General features: G+C 37.8%; 19 protein-coding genes. 9 read left to right on the plus strand and 10 right to left on the minus strand.

The features are described 5' to 3' along the window. Positions 1-7 precede the first annotated feature (7 nt). Together LEP1GSC199_RS02065 and LEP1GSC199_RS02070 are read right to left on the minus strand one after the other, a co-directional pair. Complete coding sequence (locus tag LEP1GSC199_RS02065) at positions 8-349, minus strand: STAS domain-containing protein (RefSeq protein ID WP_002976689.1); 342 nt, start codon at positions 347-349, stop codon at positions 8-10. Then, complete coding sequence (locus LEP1GSC199_RS02070; protein ID WP_002976667.1) at positions 349-1,284, minus strand: hypothetical protein; 936 nt, start codon at positions 1,282-1,284, stop codon at positions 349-351. The genes LEP1GSC199_RS02065 and LEP1GSC199_RS02070 overlap by 1 nt, the downstream gene beginning before the upstream one ends. Positions 1,285-1,447: 163 nt before the next feature. Between LEP1GSC199_RS02070 and LEP1GSC199_RS02075 the strand changes: the two genes are divergently transcribed. After that, entirely contained in the window at positions 1,448-2,248 is an 801-nt protein-coding gene (locus LEP1GSC199_RS02075) for an alpha/beta fold hydrolase (RefSeq protein WP_002976642.1), read from the plus strand. Positions 2,249-2,253: 5 nt separating this feature from the next. Further along, entirely contained in the window at positions 2,254-2,601 is a 348-nt protein-coding gene (locus LEP1GSC199_RS02080) for a hypothetical protein (RefSeq protein WP_002976636.1), read from the plus strand. Between the two features lie 39 nt (positions 2,602-2,640). Here the strand turns inward: LEP1GSC199_RS02080 and LEP1GSC199_RS02085 are convergent, their stop codons facing one another. From LEP1GSC199_RS02085 to LEP1GSC199_RS02105, 5 genes are all read right to left on the minus strand, one after another. Then, a complete protein-coding gene (locus tag LEP1GSC199_RS02085) occupies positions 2,641-3,525 on the minus strand; it encodes a tyrosine-type recombinase/integrase (RefSeq protein ID WP_002976706.1) in 885 nt (294 codons plus the stop codon). A 69-nt stretch (positions 3,526-3,594) separates the two neighbouring features. After that, positions 3,595-4,875, minus strand: coding sequence for an ankyrin repeat domain-containing protein (locus LEP1GSC199_RS02090; RefSeq protein ID WP_002976682.1), 1,281 nt, complete (start codon positions 4,873-4,875; stop codon positions 3,595-3,597). 1 nt (position 4,876) lies between these two features. Then, positions 4,877-6,277 (minus strand): parallel beta-helix domain-containing protein, encoded by a 1,401-nt coding sequence (locus LEP1GSC199_RS02095; protein WP_232420568.1) that lies wholly within the window; start codon positions 6,275-6,277, stop codon positions 4,877-4,879. Positions 6,278-6,396: 119 nt separating this feature from the next. Further along, positions 6,397-7,458: a cytochrome-c peroxidase gene (locus LEP1GSC199_RS02100; protein WP_232420571.1), complete on the minus strand. Its 1,062-nt coding sequence runs from the start codon at positions 7,456-7,458 to the stop codon at positions 6,397-6,399. A gap of 346 nt (positions 7,459-7,804) precedes the next feature. Then, the gene (locus LEP1GSC199_RS02105) at positions 7,805-8,596 is read right to left on the minus strand and encodes a hypothetical protein (RefSeq protein WP_002976627.1); all 792 of its coding nucleotides are present in this window, start codon (positions 8,594-8,596) and stop codon (positions 7,805-7,807) included. 124 nt (positions 8,597-8,720) lie between these two features. Between LEP1GSC199_RS02105 and LEP1GSC199_RS02110 the strand changes: the two genes are divergently transcribed. From LEP1GSC199_RS02110 to LEP1GSC199_RS02120, 3 genes are all read left to right on the plus strand, one after another. Next, positions 8,721-9,293, plus strand: coding sequence for an LIC12231 family lipoprotein (locus tag LEP1GSC199_RS02110; protein ID WP_039925787.1), 573 nt, complete (start codon positions 8,721-8,723; stop codon positions 9,291-9,293). A gap of 419 nt (positions 9,294-9,712) precedes the next feature. Beyond that, complete coding sequence (locus LEP1GSC199_RS02115) at positions 9,713-10,438, plus strand: siderophore-interacting protein (RefSeq protein ID WP_002976663.1); 726 nt, start codon at positions 9,713-9,715, stop codon at positions 10,436-10,438. 168 nt (positions 10,439-10,606) lie between these two features. Next, the gene (locus tag LEP1GSC199_RS02120; RefSeq protein ID WP_002976620.1) at positions 10,607-11,311 is read left to right on the plus strand and encodes a hypothetical protein; all 705 of its coding nucleotides are present in this window, start codon (positions 10,607-10,609) and stop codon (positions 11,309-11,311) included. A 165-nt stretch (positions 11,312-11,476) separates the two neighbouring features. Here LEP1GSC199_RS02120 and LEP1GSC199_RS21605 read toward each other — a convergent pair whose 3' ends face one another. Next, positions 11,477-11,671 carry a hypothetical protein gene (locus tag LEP1GSC199_RS21605; protein ID WP_002976673.1) on the minus strand — a complete coding sequence of 65 codons (195 nt, stop codon included), beginning with the start codon at positions 11,669-11,671 and terminating at the stop codon, positions 11,477-11,479. Between the two features lie 28 nt (positions 11,672-11,699). Here LEP1GSC199_RS21605 and LEP1GSC199_RS02125 point away from each other — a divergent pair, with 28 nt between their 5' ends. After that, complete coding sequence (locus LEP1GSC199_RS02125) at positions 11,700-14,081, plus strand: ATP-binding protein (protein WP_002976665.1); 2,382 nt, start codon at positions 11,700-11,702, stop codon at positions 14,079-14,081. 359 nt (positions 14,082-14,440) lie between these two features. Here the strand turns inward: LEP1GSC199_RS02125 and LEP1GSC199_RS02130 are convergent, their stop codons facing one another. Further along, positions 14,441-15,856: a DEAD/DEAH box helicase gene (locus tag LEP1GSC199_RS02130; protein ID WP_002976687.1), complete on the minus strand. Its 1,416-nt coding sequence runs from the start codon at positions 15,854-15,856 to the stop codon at positions 14,441-14,443. 488 nt (positions 15,857-16,344) lie between these two features. Here LEP1GSC199_RS02130 and LEP1GSC199_RS02135 point away from each other — a divergent pair, with 488 nt between their 5' ends. The 3 genes from LEP1GSC199_RS02135 (at position 16,345) to LEP1GSC199_RS02145 (ending at position 17,573) form a co-directional block, all read left to right on the plus strand. Further along, complete coding sequence (locus LEP1GSC199_RS02135) at positions 16,345-16,584, plus strand: hypothetical protein (RefSeq protein ID WP_002976694.1); 240 nt, start codon at positions 16,345-16,347, stop codon at positions 16,582-16,584. Then, positions 16,581-16,736 (plus strand): hypothetical protein, encoded by a 156-nt coding sequence (locus tag LEP1GSC199_RS21205; protein WP_157356588.1) that lies wholly within the window; start codon positions 16,581-16,583, stop codon positions 16,734-16,736. Before LEP1GSC199_RS02135 ends, LEP1GSC199_RS21205 begins: the two co-directional genes overlap by 4 nt. Before the next feature lie 327 nt (positions 16,737-17,063). Beyond that, positions 17,064-17,573 (plus strand): IS110 family transposase, encoded by a 510-nt coding sequence (locus LEP1GSC199_RS02145; protein ID WP_002976722.1) that lies wholly within the window; start codon positions 17,064-17,066, stop codon positions 17,571-17,573. Between the two features lie 35 nt (positions 17,574-17,608). On the opposite strand, the gene LEP1GSC199_RS02150 is transcribed toward LEP1GSC199_RS02145, so the two are convergent. Continuing rightward, positions 17,609-20,842, minus strand: coding sequence for a type I restriction endonuclease subunit R (locus LEP1GSC199_RS02150; protein WP_002976632.1), 3,234 nt, complete (start codon positions 20,840-20,842; stop codon positions 17,609-17,611). Between the last annotated feature and the right edge of the window lie 145 nt (positions 20,843-20,987).

A 20,987-nucleotide genomic window follows, 5' to 3' on the forward strand; every position in this document is an offset into this window, starting at 1 on the left:
GATAATCCTAAAACCCGACTAATGCTCCGTCCAAATTTGTAAACACCTTCACCTTTTTTGTAAAATACATTAAATCCATCGTATCTTTAACTTCCTTGGACAAACTTGTTAATACAATTTCTCCCGATTTCTCCTTTAAGTATTTCTGTATCGAATTTAAAACTCCGATACCTGCTGAAGAAATATAAGTCAGCTCATTGAAATCTAGTATAATTTTAGTTGCACCATTTTCAATGGATAACTCTAATTTTACTTTCAATTCTGGGGCCGTTTTGGCATCAATTTCGCCCGATACTTGTATTATAAATTTGTCCTCATGTTTCTTTTCTTTAAAGACTATATTGGCCACTACATACCTCTTTTTAAATCTTTCATTAATTCTCGCATCAAACCTTTTGTTTGAATAATACCATATAACTTTCGCTCAAGTGCATCTATTTCATAACTGAATTTAATATTGGGGTCACCTTCAAAAATATAACCAAACTTTCGAATTCCTTGGATTGCTTTTTTTGTATTGCCTTCCATAATTCCGCGAGTGACCGAATAATAGATATCAATTGCAAGTGAATCCCATAGGTTTTGCCGAAACCCTGCTTCTCTTTTATCCAGGGCAGTAAGTAAAGTTTCTACCTCTGCTTTATTATAACTTTCAAATTCATTATAAGTAATAATATATCGAGTTAATAATTTTTTACACTTTGCAAGATTGTTAGATTTGGTTGCCGTTAAAACTTGTTGGTATAAAGTATGTAGCTCCGTTTCGACATAAACTTTCTTTCGTGTTTTATCTAAACGAATAGGATTGAATGCTGTCTGCAGGTCTTCTGCGGTTAAACTGGCAATAGTCTCTTCGAATTTTTTTTCGTTAGATTCGTTTGTGATTTTTGCAAATTCTTTTAAGGGTTTTTCGATCGCATAAACTAAGTCAGTTGCTTCTGCAGAAGCAGCAAGTTCGATGTTTTCTTGCATTCGATCTAAGAAAAAAATGCATGAGTCACCTAAAGCAGACAAACTTTCAGCCAAACCTTGAGAGATCAAACGTTTACACTGATGTGCAATCGTATGTTTGTAGGCTGGATCTTCGATGTCTTGGTGGATTTTATCCATCATCTTAGCAGTCGATGAGCCTAAATGAGCTTTGTCTCGTTCCCAACCAGCAAAAACCAGTGGTTCGTATAAGTAGGTTATGAAATTCTTTTTTCCCGAAATGGCAAGTAATCTGATATTTTTTACAATTTCTAGTGCGAGATCGGGAGAAATATAGGTTCGTTTATTGGCCATTGTAAAGAATCACGAGACAATTTCAATTTGCGGATATCCCGAAAAAAGAGTAAAGACAAATCTCTAGATCTTTGGTACCTAAAAAATTTAGAAATAGCAAGAATCGGGTTTTAGAATCTCTGAATTCAATCTAAACTATTCTCAATTGATTTTAGGAGATGAGATGAAAACATTTATTTTACTACATGGTTCCTACCACGGAGCTTGGAATTGGCACAAAGTAGTTCCATTACTTCAAGACCTAGGACACAGTGCGATAAGCATTGACATGCCAGGACATGGACTTGACAGAAAGAAAATACACTCAGCAACACTTAGTGACTATGTAAACAAAACTATAGAGGTGATTCAATCCGTCGAAGGCAAAGTGATTTTACTTGCCCACAGTCGTAATGGAATTGTAATTTCCAGAGTTGCTGAAAAAATCCCAGAAAAAATTGAGAAATTAATTTACCTCGCATCCTATTTAATTCCAAACGGAAAGTCTATGATGGAATATGCACTCCTTGATCGGAAGTCTTTAGTGATTCAAAATACAGTTCCCAAAATTTCCTTAAAACTAGCAAGTCGATTGATTAAAAATTATACTGGGTATAAAAAAACATGGATCGATCTTTTATTACCAAAAAAATTCAGAACCCATCGTTTGAGCCAACATATCTACAAGGAAGCGCTCTATCATGATTGTCCTCCTGAGATCACTGAGTTAGCCAATGTTTTACTCACACCAGAACCTAATTTGGGTGGCTTTGAAAAATTGAAATTGACTACAGAACGTTATGGCAAAATTCCTAAAATATATATAGAATGTTTGCAAGATAGAGCTGTTACACTGTTCCTCCAAAGAAAAATGCAAAAAGATTCTCCCTGTGATCGGGTTTTTCAGATAGACTCAAGCCATTCTCCTTTTTTTAGTAAACCAGAAGAATTATGTGGTATACTAAACGAAATCGCTAAGGAGTAAAATCTATGTCTGAGTTTCTTTTGGTTTTCACCATGATCATCCTCTCTCCCGAAAAAATCGTACTCACTATGGAAAAGGTAAATCTTGTAAGTAAAACCAGTTTGGAAATCCAACAGTTCCAGTTTGAAAACACAGAAGCTGGTTTTTCCGCGGCAGATAGAGAACAAAAAAGACTAAGTAAAGACCTGCACCTCCCCACTTCTGATTGTTTGGTGGTCTTAAACCAAGAGAAAAAAGGTTATATTCATGTTGGTCTAAGCCACCTTGACAATTTACCCGAAGTCGCTAAAATACGAGAACCTAACATAGAGAAGATAGTGGCACTCTGTCGTATGAAAAAAGCGAAGTTTTGAAACGAACTTCATTTCTATTCAACCCAATATGATCCAATCTTATCGGAATTGGAATCCATACTGGTTTTGGTTTTCAAAAATTCCCAATCGGATATTTCCGATCTTTTCGAGAGGGCTTGTGATTTTCAAAAGAGAATTGGGACTCACATGTAAATAAATCAATGTGCTCTTGATATCTGCATGACCCAAAAGTTTTTGTATGTAAACTAAACTATACCCATCCTCTAAAAGATGAGTGGCAAAAGAATGTCTCAGTGTATGTACTGTGGCATATTTTTGAATTCCCGATAATTTTCGAATCTTCTGAAATGCTGCTTGGATGGTGCGGGGACTAATCGGGACATCCTTTCCTTTCTGCGAAAAGAATAAATATGTTTTTGGATTATAAATCTCCATATACTGTTTCAGAAGGAATGCTGTTTTGTCTGCCAAGATTGCATACCTCCCATGCCCTCCTTTTCCAGAAGAGATAAAGATTGCCTTTCTTTCAAAATCAATGTTGACAACCTGAAGGTTAAGCACTTCTCCAATACGAATCCCTGAAGAATAAAGTAAGGTAAAAATTGCTTTTTCACAAACGGAAGAACTATTCGTAAGGAAGGTGGTTACCTCTGTCTGACTCAATACTGCGACAACCGTCCGTTTCCTTTTCGGAAAAGGGACCAGTTCCAACATATCTTTGCGACCAAGAAGAGTGTAAAAAAACAAAAATGCGCTATAAAAGACAACCAAAGAAGAATCAGATTTATTTGCCTGTCTCATATTCAGAAAAAAATCATAGATATCCATGGGTTCCAAATCCAAAGGTGACTTTTGGAAGTATATTGCCAACCTGGACATACACATCGTATAACTTCGAATTGTCTTTTTTGCATATCCATGCACCGTCATATCTGAAACCATTTTATCTTTTAAAATTCCCATTTGTACAGGGGACAGAATGTACAGAGTAAGAAAATAAAAATAAAATGATTTTAGTACATTTAAATATAGTTATAATTTTTTCAGTAAATCTGCAATCTTTTGATGCCCATTTTGCATAGCTAAACTGAGTGGAGTTTGTCCTTTTTTGTTTTTAAGTGAAGGATTTGCATTTTTTTCTAAAAGGAATTTTACGATTTCAAAACTTCCGTCCCTTGCTGCAAGAATCAAAGGAGTTTGGCCTTCTATCGTATCGGGACGATTGATATCACAACCTAAAGAAACCAATTCTTTTACAACCGCATCGTTTTTCACTAGAACTGCTACAATTAGTGGGGTTTGGCCAAATTCATTGATCGCTTCTAAATCTGCCCCTGCCTTAACAATGGATTTTACAAATTCTAACGAGCCACCTTGTATGGCCCAAAAAAGAGGAGTGTATTTATGTTCGTCTACTTCATTTACACCGACTCCGGTGATTCGGAGTGCATCGAAAAGAAGAATATGGTTTTCTCTTGCAGCATAAATCCAAAGTAATTTTTTTCTTCGTGAATAATCCAAAAAGAATAAACTAATCAAAAGAAATAACAGTAAAAAGGCACCAAATGCTCTTTTGGCAGCAAATTTAGTATCAGGATGAAAGAAAAAAACTGAATTTTCTCCAAGAATACGAACAACAGATTTGTATTTCATAATAATTAAATATATTAATACTATATTTGTTGGCAATGTGAATGCAACCAGGTAGGGGATATTGACGATTTTACCATTGCCTGCGTATAAAACAAAATAAACTGGAAAAAGGACAATCAGAAAGGTATAAATGGTAATACTCTGAGTTATATATCTTTTTGTAGAGCCACCTTTTGAGAGGAGAAGTCCCCTGTGGAAACTCATTAACTGCAATAGGAGGGATGAAAGTATGGCCCAAACAACCGAACTTAGGATTTGTAGCGAAGGGAGTGGAATCGGCATATCCCAACGATTTTTACTCATTCCTACATAGAGGCCAGCAAGAATGGCAACACCACCAACGAACCAAAGGGAAAAGAAAATCCGAATCGAATGCCTCGCTCGTTTCATACGAGAAATTTTATCTTCAACAATATCTTCTTCACCAAGAATTTCTTCCACCGCAGAGGCAGCACGTAACATTCCCAAGACGGAAACAGCAACATAAAAACAGAGAAACGAAACTCCTAAAATATTCCGCTTCCAAGATACATCACTGGAAGTGTATCGGACAAAAACAATCAAGAGGATTGTCAAAATAGGCGGGGTAAGTAATCTGATTATAGAAATCAAGCCACCGCGAAATGGATTCATCTGAGGAAGGTTTTTACCTGCATTCATATTATTTTGCCACCCCTTTGGCCCCTTCATCTTTCAAATTCAAAATATAATTAGAAACGGCTGTTAACTTTTCATTCCCTAAGTATTTTTGCGAAGGCATCTCAATAAAACCCTCTCTTACCTTCTTTGGCATAGAGGCAAAGGAAACGACTCCAAATACATCCTTTTTATATTTTTCTTGTATTTCCCGGATGGGAGGACCAACGGTCCGAATGGTCATGGAGTGGCAACCTGAACATACGGCACCAAACACTTGTTTGCCCAACTCTCTTGCGTCAGATTTGGCTTCCCCTTCCCTTGGATCACCTATCATCGTTTTGATGTTTTCTGTGTTTTCTTTTGGGTTGCAGATTCCGTAACTACTTGTTCCAATTTTGGTGACTGCATCAGGAGAAATCAAACAATTGTCTTTCCCTTTCCCTGAGGCAACAACATCATATCCATCAGGGAAGATTCCCACCTTTCCACCATTAGGTGATTCAGGGATAGGGTTCCCAGAAAAAACAATCCTTATCACATAAAAAAGCCAAGATACAATATCGTTCCACTTCCGGACCCCGTTATCGATAAAAACATTTTCTAAAATTTTATTGCGATCGGGATTCGGTTCCACATCTGGATCGGGTGACTTTGAGTTAGGAAGTAAGTTATTATCACCAATTCCAATTCCCGCAAAACTATTTCTACGGATGATATTTCCCTCAATCGTTACTTCGTCGCCAGCCATCACACCAATTCCAATCCCTGGAGGAACCCCAGCCACAAGGGCTCCCGGTTCTGCAAAATTTCTATGGTTGTTATCAAATATAAAATTTTTTCGAATGATTACGTTTTCTACTTTTTTTAAGGGAAGACCTGGCAAAGCAAAGGCAACAATTCCCGCTGAATTATCGTAAACGGTATTCCCTTCAATCAATACATTGGTTGAATTTTCTATTTCAATACCAATGACACTACCATATACCTCATTACGCCTAACGTCTACATTATGGCACATTCCTATATAAATTGCGGCATCAGCAATTCCCAAACTAACCGTATCTTCCACCAAAACATTGGTTCCCATAGTTGGATAAATTCCATAGATCCCTGTATTTTCCACGATGAGTTTGCGCATGATGATATTTCCCGCACCTTGGGTCATCACACCGTTGGCTTTGTAATTTTTAATATGAAAGTTTTCGATAAGGAAATTGGCGCCGGATCCAATCACTCCATCGTTTAGTTTACCTTCTCCATCCAAAATAGGCCATTTGCCGTTTACGATCACACCGGATAAAGTAAAATGAGTTTTGTCCACAAACAGGAATTCATGATAAACACCAGGGAAAACTTTTACCGTATCCCCCTTCTCGAGTGAGTCGATTGTTTTTTGAATGGATTCTCCTTCATGAACTTCCACCGTCCGTGAAAAAACCTCTGAAGTGAAGAAAAAGAGAAAACCAATAACAACCCATAGGTGGGAGAATTTATTTCGATTTCGGCTAAACTGAATAGATAGGAAAGACTTTGTAAAACTCATTATTTTATGGAACTCCGATGGTGATATGATTCAAATTCTAGTGCAACTGGTAAACCGGACGGAACCGACTTAGGAAATTTTGGCATGTTTGTTTCATCATTCAATGTCTTTAAAAAAGAAACAAGGGAGCTGATTTCATTTTTGTTCAGCCCCATTTTCCTAACATGCCAATGGATTCGGAGATCACTCGGAGCTCCGTTTCCCCTTCCCCCGCCTTCATTATAAAAATTCACAACTTCTTCCAGGGTTTCTAAATTCCCAGAATGCATATAAGGCGCGGTCTTAGCAATATTCCTTAAAGTAGGAACACGAAAAGACCCTCTGAGTATTTCTTGTCCTGTAATGATTTCCCTTCCATAATCTCTCTCCGTCCGATCAAGGACTCCAATGGTAGCAAATACATTGTTTGTGAACATTGGCGGTGGGTGACATTCAGCACACCGAGCTACAAAGGAACGAAAGACATTGTAACCTAACAGCTCTTCGCTACTCAAAGCTTCCTTTTTACCAGTGGACCATTGATCAAACCGACTACTAAAAGAAACAAGAGACCTTTCAAAAGAAGAAATGGCATCAATGACCAAAAAGGCTGTAATTCTATTACCCTTTGCACCGTAGGCTTGGCGAAACATTTTTTGATAGAAATGGATTTCGTTTAACCGAGATTCAACGATTTCTTTTGAGCTTCCCATTTCTTCTGGCGAATAGAGAGGGCCCTCGGCTTGGTCTTCCAGATTAGAAGCTCTCCCTTCCCAGAATAGATTTTTCATATAGACAACATTCCACAAACTGGGGGCGGATCGTTTTAGCAACACGCCACCTTTTCTAGTTGGTCCATATCCAATTCCGTTTTTCCCCATACTTTGGTTTCTTCCGTCTGATAGACTATAGGCTGGATGATGGCAATGAGCACATGACAGTTGTTTATCGCCAGAAAGAATTGGATCAAAAAATAAGTATCTCCCCAAATCAATCACTTGGGGATTCAGTTTGGGTTGCGGAAGCGTTTGCCCAAGTCCCCCATTTTTCTCTAACGAATTTACATACCGATAATCGATCACACAAAAGTTTTTCTCTTGTTTCCACCCGTTAGGACAAAGAGACGAAAGATGAAAATCAGAAGGAGGCTCTACTACCTCAAACTCCGACAATTCTTGAATGATTCTAGGTTCTACTCTAGAACAATCACAAATAAAAAAGAGTACAGCAAAGAATCCAAAGTAAAACCGATACTTCACAAGACAAAAGAAACATAGAGAGAAAAGATAGAAATCATTTTAATGGGTAACTTTAAAAGAAAACGAGCATTTTTGCCATAGAAAAAAATCCTCTATTAAAAGCTCATTGATATATATCAATTCTTCGCTTGATCATACCCACAGAATCATAAGATAAGGATGGTTTCTTTTATTCCAGTTTTGCTTGAAACAAAAGAAAACCTAAAGTGGCAAAGACACCTCCGAAAAAAATAAACAACTCCGGACCAAATGATCCGGTTTGCCAATTAGCACCAACTAATAATAAATAGACGACGGGTGCAATGTATTGATTGATAAATAAACTGGCAAATGTCAATTGGTTGGCAAGTCCTCCTTTCAGAAATTTCCATAGAAATAGGTTCGGATTGCCCAGGATCGTTGAAAGGGCAAGGGTTGCCATAAAAACCATCTCAAGTGAAGAAACACCCACTCGCGGATCTATGGACATACTGAGATAAGTAGGATTTTGAAAAATATGACCAATCAAACTGATTCCCCCAGGAACTAGCGCTAGGTGAATTAAAATATCATCGAAAATCCAAGAGCTCTTTGGAGTTTTCCTAAGATACAAAAGAATTTCATAAAAACTAAAAAACACAAATCCAATCGAAGTAAACATTGAAGTCATAACCAAGGAAGACTTGGGATTGATATGAACGGCAGGAGCCGATAACAACATCAATATGGAAGAAATATTTCCACCACCAACGATCATAAGGAAGGCAAGATTTGCAGTGAATGGCCAAAGATGAAAATGTCTCGTAGCCAATCGCAATCCAACAATCACTAGAAGTGAAATGGCAGAAAAAATTGACAATACGGGACCATCTGCGCGGTAAAATAGTGGCGAGCCCAAAATCCAAGCAATTAAGACTACAGCGGAACCGATAAAAATCACAAAGTCAAGAATCTCAGCCCAGGTCAAAAAGCGTTTTTCCATATAATTCTCTTACCTCTCTAAACTGCATTGATTGGCCTTAGTTTGTTTATTTTTGCAAACAAAAAAAGTTGTGTTCTTTTTGCAAAATGCGATTATTGGCTCATACTATAACAGAGGTTTGAAAATGAAATTCCTTCATTTATTATTTTTACTAGTTTTAACTTTTTCTTCCTGTATTACATATTACAGAGATTATCCGACGATTGAGGCTCCACAAAAATCCTCTAATCCCTCAAAAGTAAAATTATTCTACCATATTGAACCATTCCCAATTTTAGAGTTTGGTGGTTATACGGCATTAAAATCATTTTTTAAAACTAAGATGAAATCACAATTTAGTGATACAGAAGAGATAATAGATCCAACGAGTATTCCCAAAAAGGGAGTTTACTGCAAAGTATCAACCCAGTGGGCACCTATTTCAGCTCCAGCTTTAATTTTTGGATACATTTCTGTAGCAACGGCAACCATTCTTCCGTCTTGGAGTTCAAATGAAGGTTTTGATGTTACCTATTCTGTATACAAGGATGGTCAAAAAGTAAAAGATTTTGTTTATTCACCAAGAAGGTCCATTTTCTTATGGATCTTTACTTTACCAGTAGTCTGGATCAATTTATTCACATCTACCGAAGAAGAAGTTTTTAAAGCTACGACTTACCAATTTTTGGAAGATGCAAAACCATACTTAAATGAATGATGGAATTATAAGAAGGTTCTTATCTATCAATTTTTATTGCTTCGCACAAACGACCGAATGAAGATTGTTACAAGTATTACTGACAGCTTCGATAATCGAAGTTGTCATCTGGTATGGGATGTCTTGGTTTGTTTTATGTTTGCTCTGCGTATCCGAAAAGAAATAGTAAGCAAAAAAACAAGTAGCTACATTATGATAACTAATGCCTAAAAGATTGTCCTGTTTACCCGATTTATCTCTGTTAGTGTAAAGATTGCCGTTTTTCCAACATATTCGGGCCTTTGAACCACTGTTATGCTTTCTGATTTTGGGGCTAATTTTCTAGAAACGTAAAGCCAACTCCAAAAGACATCTCAAAGCCTTTACAACATTGATCTCTTCGGTAACAGAGATTGCCACATTCATAAAGAGGAATTGCCATGTCAGAATCAAATTCAATTTTCAAACGAAGTCTAAAATCAGCCTTCAGCATATTTTTAACACAAACCAAAATATCAAAAATCGAACTGCTCGCTAATGGTTTTGTTCTGATCGAAATGACGGGAACAAAATTAAAAGATTCAAAGTGGGTTCCTGGAGGAAAAGTGCAAGTTGATGTAGGAAATCTTACCTACCGCACTTTCACGCCTATTCATGTTGATCGACTCGAAGGCAAACTCTCACTTATTTGTTACAAACGAAGTGATGGCCCAGCTTCAAAATGGATCAGTGCGTTAAAAGTAGGTGACCCTTGCGAAGTTTTCGGACCACGCGAGTCTTTGGATTTTTCAAGTATTGAGGGAGAGGTCATTCTTTTTGGAGATGAAACTTCATTTGGGATCGCAAAGGTTCTGCAAAACAAAGTGGGTAAAAAATCTCATATATTCTTTGAATTGAATTCGGCTGAAGCTGGCAAAGAGGCTCTCGAACCATTGGGGATTACGGAACAAAGAATGATCGAACGATCCCTTGATGGATCGCATCTCTCAAAGTTGGCGAAGGAAATTCTTGAGCGCCTTTCGCAAATGCCCGATGCAAAAATATTTTTGACAGGCCGAGCAAAATCAATCCAACAAGTCAGAACCTATTTAAAGGATTCTGGAGTTCCAACTAACAAACTAAAAGTGCGTGCCTATTGGGCGGATGGAAAAGTTGGTCTAGATTGATTTGGAATTTATTTTCCGGGTATAAAAATAGAATCTGACCTAACACCTGTGATCCGCAAGTGCAAGGGTCACAGCTTCTTCGCATTGGCCCACTTGTTTTTCCTTCAAATTTTCTTCTTGCGAATCAAAGAAATTCGATCTAAATCATACATTGTATATCGAATTAAAATGACTCCCATTAAAACTTATTTACTCAGCCTTTTTCTTTTGATTGGATTTGGAATTCCATTAAATTCAGAACCATTATCGGAGACTAACCAAAAAGCCATTGATGCCTTTTACCAAAAAAACTGGGTTCAGGCCGAAATGTGGTTCAAAGAAAGTTTAAAGAAAAATCCGAATGACCCATACGCAAACTATAACTTGGCCTGCGTTTACACCATTCACTTAAGTCAATGTGAAAATTTGACAGAAGAACAAGACATTTTTCAGTTATTGCAAAATGCCGTCACATATAAAAAAACTTACAAAAGTTTGATGCTTAAAGACAAAGACCTTTCCTTACTTCGTAATACATACCGATTCAATGAAATTGCAGGTTTAAACCCAAAAGAAATCTTTACAAATATTATTTGGTATGGTCCAAGTCCAGGTGCTTATGGATCAATAGCGGAAATTAAGTTTGATTCAAATGGTTCATTTGAACTCTCTTTGGTTGAATTTCGGGAAAGTGACGGTACACTGGAAAAACCAAAGTATAGAGGAAAGTATCAATGGATTTCCGAAAAAGTCATTCAATTAGAATTTCAAAAACTTCCTTCCTCACTTCCCAACCAAACAAAAAAAAGGCAAGCCCGTTGGAACAAAAATATCCTCGAAATCGACGGCTTTGACTATCATTTTCAGGATACACCGGACCGTTGCTCAGCATAGAAGAAAGCGATTCCATCTATCGCATTGCCCAATAGATTGGCTTCGCTTTTGAAAGAAACAAACAAAATTAATTTCAATTTGCGGTTGGCGTTTGTCCGTTTCGTTTGCTTTTTAGAGTATAAAATAAATAGATTGCTCTCGGAATCAGAGATTAGAAGCTTCAGTTCAAGCTAATATTCTCGTTTGAATCAAACGTTCTATTTCTTTCTCGCCTATGGGTAGTTTTATGGTAATTTCGCTTTCTTTTTTTAAAAAAAAATTTTTTTTACCTCTGCTTGTAGTTTTTATATCTTTTTCTTTTTGTAAAGTCGCAACCTCTCCCCTCCCCGATATAAATTCCGGATCAATGGATCTTTCCACATGGGAACCTAAACGAACTGTGATAAATTTGAAAGGAGATTGGGAATTTTGTTGGGATGAATTGATTCCTCCCGAATCAGATGAGTCCGTATGGAAAAAAAAATGCCATGGTTATTTTCCGGTTCCCTCTTTTTGGAAATTCTACAAAATAAACGGAAAAAACCTACCGATTTTTGGAAAGGGAACCTACAGACTCAAACTCAAACTTCCAAAACGGGAAATGAACTACGGATTGTTTTGGACAGAAATCATGTCCGCATTCGAAATTTTCGTTAACGCCCGTTCTGTGATAAAAGTGGGACAAACGGGAGACAGTTTTGAAACAATGAAGCCTGACCTGAAACCAGGCACGTCCTATCTGGGAAATCTTTCCGATGAAGTGACAATCGTCGTTTGGGTATCCAACTTCAATCATGAAAATCACGGATTTTGGGAACCTCTTTATTTCGGAGAATGGAAATCCATAGAAAGACAGCACATCAATCTTGTTATACGGGACGTTGCGAGTTCTTCAGCAATCATCATCATCGGCTTGTACCATCTGATTATCTATCTGTCAAGATTCCGTTCCAAAGAATATCTGATGTTCGGTATTTTCTGTATGATTATGGGAATTCGCCAATTGAATTTTGAAACGCATACGTTCTATTATCTATTTCCCAATCTGGATTTTGATTCATATATCAGGCTGCTCTTCGGAGTGATTTATATGATCGGGGTTTCCATGGTAACACTCTACGATCTTTTATTTCCGAAAGACATCCCAAAAATAATCACAAAAGTTCTCAGGTTGGTTTTCTTTAGTTTTTTACTAACTTTGTTTTTGCCGGTTTCCACTTTCACACATTACGCATTGTATCTCTTCGGTTTTGCAATGATTGCACTCATACTGTATGTACCTTTGTTCATCAGAGCTTTTTTTAGAAAAAGGGAAGGCGCGGGACTTATGCTCATTGCCTACTCCATTACAGCGGTTACCCTACTGAACGATTTATTATTCAATTTCGGATTGATTCATACAGGTTATCTCTCCCATTTGGGGGTTTTGTTATTTATCTTCATCCAAGCGATTCTATTATCAAAAAAAATAACAAAGGCATTGCAGGAGGAAGAAAAATTAGTTCAAAAACTCGGTGAAACTTTGGAAGAAAAAAACAGAACCCATACGGAACTCTTGAACCTAAAAGAATACCAAAAATACGAATTGGAATTGCAGGTAAAACTCCGCACGGAAGAATACGAGACCGCCAAACAACTAGCAGAAACCGCGAACAAGGCAAAGTCTCAATTTTTAGCAACAATGAGTCACGAAATCAGAACTCCCATGAACGGAATTTTGGGAATTACGGAACTTTTGAAAATGACAACTGTTTCGGAGGATCAAGCACAATATCTGAAGATGATTCAGGACAGCGGACAATCTCTTTTGACCATATTGAACGATATTTTGGATTATTCCAAACTGGAAGCGGGGAAAATAGAATTATCGGAATCCGATTTTTCCTGGAAAATTCTACTCGAACTTGCGGAAGGGATTTTTAAGCACCAAGCGGAACAGAAACAAGTTCGATTTGAAGTCAACTTTGATCCAGATTTTATATTTTTAGCACATGGCGATGAAAACAGAATCAAACAAGTGTTATTTAATCTAATTTCCAATGCGGTCAAATTTACGGAATCTGGAGAAATCAAAATCCTTCTCTCTTCCAAAAAGGAAAAAGTAGGAAACTGGATTCAATACAAAGTATCGATAACGGATACGGGAATAGGAATCCCGGAAGACAAAATGGGCTCCTTGTTTCAAAGATTCACACAGTTGGATTCAAGCATATCCCGTAAGTACGGAGGAACGGGACTCGGTCTTGCCATCTCTAAAAAACTAATGGATGTGATGGGAGGAGAATTGAAAGTAAAAAGGAATTTTCCCACCGGTTCCTGTTTTGAAATGGAACTCAGACTTCTTCCCAACCAAATGTCCAGAGTCATACGCTCCGAAGATTCGGTGGATCTTTCAAGATTACCATCTAACACAAATGTGCTGATTGCGGAAGATGATCCTACCAACCTGTTTCTACTTTCCAGTTTTTTGAAAAAATTAAACGTTCGCCATGATGTAGCGAAAGATGGCAGAGAAGCGATAACCAAGGCTCAAACAAATGAATTCCATCTAATTTTTATGGACATCAATATGCCCAATCTGGATGGTATCGGTGCCTCGGAAGAGATTTTGAAAGACGAACGAATTTTTCCCAAACCAATCATCATTGCAGTTACGGCGGACGCCTTCCAGGATGATCAAGACAAGTGCATTCGCGCAGGAATGTCTTCGTTTTTGCCGAAACCGTTCCAAAAAAGAGAAATAGAACAAGCATTATACGAATGGCTGATTGAAAGAAAAAACGGCCTTTAAAAGCCTAACATCTTTCGACGTAAGGCTTCTCCCAACAAATGTATACGACATGTAAATGAACAAACAGTGCGATCTTATCTTCAGGTGGGTGTCCACTTATATGCTTTCAGCGGTTAACTAGATCGAATACAAGAGTCTTGATAAATTTCATCACTGTCCTCAACCGAGGAGGTCATTCGATATATATAAGACTTTAATTGTCTTTCTTCAGAATCAAAAAAATATTCATATTTTTTTGTTAAATCATTATCGACGTTTTTCGAAATTCTCTTTCAGTTGAAGTTTTCATTTCAGACTGTCTTACCCCAACGAAGCAGTAATCAACCTAACGTTCGTAATTATCAGTATAGAATGTCTCACTACCTAAATCGTGTTTTTTTTGCTCTTGGTGATTTTTTTGCACTAGGAGATGATTTTTTAGGCTCAGATCTATTTCCTGAATTACTTGGCTTTCTTTTTTCCGATTGCCCTTGACTCCGATGTGAGTTTTGCTTGGAGTTCTGCTTTGAGTTTCCGTTTCGGCCAGAGGAAAGATCTCCCGATTGCGTGTGACGTCTTTGACCTCGATTGCCGCCACCTCCAGATCCATGGATTTTGGGAGCTTTGCCTGTATGCGATTCAACCCGCGCTGCATGGTAAGGATGGTCACGATCCACTGGGATCGAAATTCCAATTAATTTTTCAATGTCTTTGATCAGTGATCTTTCGTCTGCCTCTGCTATTGCAATGGCAATTCCATTTTTCCCTGCACGTGCTGTACGGCCAATTCGATGTACATAGGTTTCGGGAACATAAGGAATTTCATAATTAATTACATGGGTGATGTCATCGATGTCTATTCCTCGGGCAGCCAAATCGGTTGCGACAAGGGCTCTGTTTTTTCCCGAACGAAAATCTTCTAAGGCTCTTTGTCTAGCTGATTGACTTTTATTGCCGTGAATTACATCAGTTTTGATTCCACTTTTGTTCAAGAGTTCCGAAATTTTATTTGCTCCATGTTTTGTTTTGGTAAAGATAATAGTTTTTTTAAAATTTTTATCTTTAAACAAATGAAGGAGAAGATTTTTTTTATCTGCTAGTTCTGTATACATCACAGATTGTGAAATTAGTTCTACTGTCGACGAAACAGGTGTTACATCGATACGAATTGGTTCTACCAAAATTGAGTTTGCCAATTTTTCTATTTCAGGTGGCATAGTTGCAGAAAAAAACAAATTCTGTCTGCGCTTTGGAAGAAAGGAAATGATTTTTCGAATATCATGGATAAAACCCATATCCAACATCCTATCTGCTTCATCTAACACAAATATTTCGAGATTTTTCAATGTTACCAAATTTTGGTTCATCAAATCGACCAGGCGACCAGGCGTGGCAATGAGCACATCCAATCCGCTTGCAATGGCCTTGGCTTGGGGATTTTGTCCCACACCACCAAAAATTACTGCCGTTCGAATTTGGGTATATTTTCCATATAAAACAAAACTTTCATGGACCTGAATGGCAAGCTCACGAGTGGGAACTAACACAAGAGATCGTGGTTGTTTTGGATTTGGTTTTGCCCTCGTGGAAATTAAATTTTGGATCATAGGCAAAGCAAAAGCAGCGGTTTTACCTGTTCCTGTTTGAGCACAACCTAACAGATCGTGATTGTCTAGAAGTAAAGGAATGGCTTGGATTTGGATGGGTGTAGGTTTAGTATAACCAGTTTCAACGACTGCTTTTTGGATGGATCGATCTAATTTCAGATCTGAAAACGTTTCAATTTGTTTTTGCAAAATATGCCTTCATGTCTATCCTCCTAAATTAAGAAAAGCAGTCTATTTGGATAGGTCAAAAATTTCTCTTTTGGATGTTCGAAATGAGAATATGGGTTTGGGCAATCTCAAGGTAGAGGAATGAATTTTGATATAATGGGCGTTCCCGATTTAGTTGGTGTTTTGGAAATGGAATGTGTAAGGGTCGGGCTCTTTCGGGGTGCGCTGTCGCTTCCGTCCTTCGGACCAAGCCCTTCAGATCCTATATGTGAGAAGATTCTACTAAAATAAACCTGTTAAAAAACAGAACGTAGGATAGAACAATGATGGCCAGGACTCCAGGAAGAATTCTGCAGATCTGTCCCGACAAGGACTTGCTAGGGCTTTGATTCTCCTGGAGTTCTTGACCCTGCCATCACCATTCATAGTAAGTTAGTCTTATGACGAAGACTACATAATAGGATTCATGGGATGACAGGGTTTGGCAACTTTTTTCAGGAGAAAATTGTATGGAAACCATATACATCGGAATCGACTGGAGTAGAGATTTTGTAGATCTAGCCATCATCAACGGAGATGGAAATCTGTTACTTGGAGATAAAATTTTAATCACCAAAGATGGATTCAAAAAGTTAGATTCAATTATAGATCGGTTTCAGAATCAGTTTCGAATCGTTGCAGGTATAGAAAGCTGTGAGCATATTCTTGCTGGATATCTACGTAAAAACAAATTCCTCTTCACGAAGTGAATCCTCGTAAGTTACATAGATTCAAAGAAATCTATTCGTTAACGGGGCAAAAGGATGATCGTTATGATGCCAAAATGATCGCACTCTATGTTCTAAAAAACATCAACACCTGTCAGAATAAAAAAATTGAAATGAAGAATCTTCCAGGTTGATGAAGCTAAACAGCAACCTAGATATTCTAAAGAAAGATCGTGCACGGTTAGTGAATCGTTTAAAAAACAATCTACAATCATATTTCCCTTATTTTTCAAGGTGTTTTAGAGATATTACAAAACCAGTATTAAGTGCACTCAAGATCATCCAATCACCTGAGAAATTAGAGACTTTAACCCTGGAGGATTTTTTTAAAGGAAACTAATGACATCCAATGGAGCGATAAAAGAAAAACTTCTCTGTTTGATACGTGGCGTAAACTATGTAAAGAATCTCCGGATTATATTTCTCCCATACAAAATGAATGCATTCAATACACTGAATCGTTGATTGACCAAATCAATTTACTCGATACCCAAATAAAGAAAACAAAAAGCACGATCGATAAAAATTTTAAGAACTATGAAGGAAGCAATATCCTGAGTTCCATTCCAGCTGTTGGGACTACAATTGGAGGGGTCTTATTATCCGAGTTATCGAATGATACATTGGAATTTACTGACTATCGGGCATTTCAATCGTATGCAGGAACATCACCTGTCACAAAACAAAGCGGGAAAACTATGAGGAAAGTCATCATGCGGTATGCATGTAATAAAAATTTACGCCATGCTTTGTATTGGTTGGCATTCAATTCAATTACCAGAGTCGATTGGGCCCGTCAATTTTATGACAAGCAGAGATCAAAAGGCAAAAAGAATTCCATAGCTCTTCGCTCTCTATCTAACAAGTGGGCAAAAATAATCTTTTCTATGTGGAAACACCAAACCCCCTATTCACCAGATTTTTTTGAGACCAACCAAAAGAAGAAAAATCTCTTGACTGGTTTTGCATAGTAAGCCCTAACGCGGAGGGGGATTGAATTGTACCTTTATTTATTCAAAAGCAATTCGTTCGCAATAAGCTCCGCCTGCTTCAGCACGGTCTCAGTTGCTAACATCTGCATATCGGGAGGATAGCCATATTGCCGGAGGATCCTTTTGACAATTACTTTGAGTTTAGCCTTTACATTTTCTTTAATTGTCCAATCGATTGAGGCATTTTCTTTTACTTTTTGAAATAAGACAACTGCAAGTTCCCTGAGTTTTTCTTTTTCCATCAATTCCTTTGCACTATCGTTATTTGCAATGGCGGTGTAAAAAGCGTATTCATAATCGGATAAACCCATCTCTTTAGGTTCGGAATCCATATGTTGGATCTCTTTCGATAGAGCGATCAACTCTTCAATTACTTCTGCAGCTGTTAAGATTTTAACATGGTACTTTTTGATGGAATTCTCAAGCATTTCCATCAAAGATTTGCTTTGTATTAAATTCTTTTTAGCACGTCCTTTGATTTCATCATTCAGAAGTTTTTTAAGTAATTCTAGAGCGATATTTTTATGCTCCATGTTTTTTACTTCTAAGAGAAATTCTTCTGACAGAATCGAAATATCTGGCTTTTTGATTCCAGCTGCATCGAAAACATCGATTACTTTGTCAGTTACTAAGGCCTTATCTATGACTTGGCGGATGGCAGTTTCCACATCATAGTTTCCGCCCTCGGAATCAGTTTTTAAGAATTTTACTAATCTTGTTTTGACTGCTTGGAAAAAGGAAATTTCATCTTTCGCATCAAGCGCTTGTTCGTGGGGGATCGCAATGGCAAATACTTTAGATAGAGCAGTAACCTCATCAATAAATCTCTTTTTGCCATTTTCTAAACCTAAAATATGATTTTCAGCTTCTAAAATAAGAGACAATTTCCTTCCCATATCAGCATCAAAATATTCTTCATATCCAAAACCATGAAACATTTGCGAAACAACTTCCAATTTTTCCAGCATAAGTTGCACGGCCTTTTCTTGGTTTTCCGCTGGATCTCCTTTCCCGCCTGCATCGGAATAAAACGATAATGCTTTTTTGAGGTCTGATGCAATTCCTAAATAATCGACAATAAGACCACCAGTCTTTTCTTTATACACTCGATTCACACGCGCAATCGCTTGCATCAAATTATGGCCTTTCATCGGCTTATCGATGTACAAAGTATCTAAAGAAGGCACATCAAAACCTGTTAACCACATATCCCGAACGATCACTAATTTTAATTCGTCATCGGGATCCTTAATTCGATCCGCTAGGTTTTTCCGGATTTCCTTCGTCGTATGGTGTTTGTTAATTTCTGGACCGTCTGAGGATGACGAGGTCATCACAACTTTGATTGCGCCTTTTTTTGGATCTTCACTATGCCATGCAGGTTTTAATTGGATGATCGCTTCATAAAGTTCTGCGGCAATTCTTCGTGACATTGCAACAATCATTCCCTTGCCTTCAAAAACTTCTCTTCGGCTTTCAAAATGGGTCACAATATCTTTTGCCACTTTTTGAATGCGATTTGCGCTTCCAATCAGGGCTTCAAGCTGCGTCCACTTGGCTTTCGCTTTTTGCGATTCAGAAAGTTCATCTGGATCCAAATCGTCATCAAACTCTTGTATGAGTTTTTTTCCTTCTTCGCTTAAAGAAATTTTTGCAAGCCGACTTTCATAATAAATTCTTACAGTGGCTCCGTCTTCGACTGCCTGCGCAATATCATAAACGTCCACATAGTTTCCAAATACAGCTGGTGTGTTGACATCTGTGTTCTCGATGGGAGTGCCCGTAAATCCCAAATACGTTGCATTGGGAAGTGCATCTCGCATATATTTCGCAAAACCATAGACAATCTTTTTCCCAACTAAATTGCCAAGCTCGTCTTTGGTATCAATCGTTTTGGCTTTAAACCCGTATTGTGTTCTATGCGCTTCGTCTGCAATGACAATGATATTGTTTCGTTCCGATAAGGTTTCATACACATTCCCTGATTCTGGTTGGAATTTTTGAATGGTTGCAAATACCACACCACCAGACGCAACCTTTAAGAGTTCTTTGAGATGATCTCGATTTTTTGCCTGCACCGGTTCTTGCCTGAGTAGTTGTTTGGCGGCGGAAAAAGTATCAAAGAGTTGATCGTCTAAGTCATTTCTGTCGGTGATCACAAGAATTGTGGGATTGTCCATCGAAAGGACAATTTTACCCGTATAAAAAACCATCGAAAGTGATTTTCCAGATCCTTGCGTGTGCCAGACGACTCCCCCTTTTTTATCGCCAATAACGGATGAGATAGATTTAAATCCTTCTGATTTTGAAGTATGAATGAGAAGGTCTTTTTTAGGAGATTGGTTTTTTGAATAGCCGGATGCCCGAAGGGTAGACTCAACGGCTTTGTTTACCGCATAGTATTGGTGATAGGCGGCAATTTTTTTAACAATTTGAATGGATGTGATTCCAGTTTCTTTATCTTCCTTTTTCGTATTTTCAAATACAATAAAATGACGAAGTAAATCCAATAGTGTTTTTGGATTTAACATCCCGCGGATCAAAGTTTCCAACTGACCAACTAGTGGCGATGCTTCCGATTTCCCGTCAGATGTTTTCCAAGATAAAAACCGATTGTAACTAGAAGAAATGGTTCCGGCCTTTGCTTCCAATCCATCAGAGATTACTAAAAATCCATTGGATGCAAAAAGCGAAGGAATGGTTTGTAGATACGTTTGCAATTGATGAAACGCAGAATGGACTGTTGCATTTTCCTCCGTAGGATTTTTAAGTTCGATTACGACTAAAGGAATGCCATTGATAAAGAGTACCAAATCTGGTCTTTTGTTTGTGTTGTTCTCTACAACGGTGAATTGATTGATTACAATAAACTCATTGTTTTCCCAAGTCACAAAGTCAATCAGTGAGACCAAATCACCACGAGAGTTTCCGTCTTTTTGATAAACGACTTGGATTCCTTCCGTTAGAAACCTGTGAAAGTTATGATTGTTAACGATCAGTTCCCGTGAATTCAACCTTTGGATTTGTTTGATCGCATCCTCGATGGATTCTTTGGGTAATGATGGATTGATCCGAAGGAGAGACTCTTCGAGCCTTCTCACCAAAAGAATATCTTCGAAAGACTCTCTTTCAGGCTGATCACTGTCAGGTGCTATGTCCGGCCCATAGATATATTTATAGCCTTGGGCCTCCAAGAGAGAAATTGCATATTCTTCTATTTGTGATTCGGTGATCCTTGCAGAATTCATCGTCTGATTCGTGTTTATGCAAATTTGATAGTCGTTAGAAATAAAGGCAAGCGGCAAATGATGGTTGGTCTGAAGAAACTGATTGAATTAAGCCTCCAAATGTATAAAAATGCAGTTCAATTTGGAGAAAAATCCTTGCTGTAAA

The sequence above is a fragment of the Leptospira vanthielii serovar Holland str. Waz Holland = ATCC 700522 genome (genome assembly GCF_000332455.1).
Lineage (GTDB): Bacteria > Spirochaetota > Leptospiria > Leptospirales > Leptospiraceae > Leptospira_A > Leptospira_A vanthielii.